A 530-nucleotide genomic window follows, 5' to 3' on the forward strand; every position below is an offset into this window, starting at 1 on the left:
TACATTAAATGGATCAGGTCTTGCAGTTGGTAGAACAGTTGCTGCTATACTTGAAAATTATCAAAATGAAGATGGCACTGTAACAGTTCCAGATGCATTAAAAAGATATATGGGTGTAGATGTAATTAAATAGTTTAAATTTTAAATATCAAGGTATCTTAATTGGTACCTTGATATTTTTATTAAGAGATAATATTATAATATTTTTTTGTAGTAGCATTAAGTAGTAAAAAGGTGTAAAATAACCATATAGCAACGATGTAAAAGTTTCCATAAAGTTGTTATGTATATATTATTACTATGAATTAGGGAGGTATTATAATGACACATTTTTTAGCAGAATTTCTAGGGACTTTAATTCTTATACTATTAGGAGACGGTGTAGTAGCCAATGTAGTATTAAAAAATTCTAAAGGGGAAAATAGTGGCTGGATGGTTATAACAACAGGATGGGCTTTTGCTGTAGCTGTACCAGTATATATATTTGCGGCAACAAGTGGAGCACATTTTAATCCAGCAGTTACTGTAGG

1 protein-coding gene and 1 pseudogene are annotated in these 530 nt (G+C 30.4%); both read left to right on the forward strand.

The window, feature by feature from the left end:
* A pseudogene (locus RSC39_RS12055) lies at positions 1 to 133 on the forward strand (serine--tRNA ligase); the annotation flags it as partial.
* Between the two features lie 188 nt (positions 134 to 321).
* The coding region (locus RSC39_RS12060; RefSeq protein ID WP_332537485.1) for an aquaporin at positions 322 to 530 on the forward strand (209 nt) is incomplete at its 3' end.

Source organism: Lactococcus sp., assembly GCF_036648155.1.
Taxonomy (GTDB): domain Bacteria; phylum Bacillota; class Bacilli; order Lactobacillales; family Streptococcaceae; genus Lactococcus; species Lactococcus cremoris.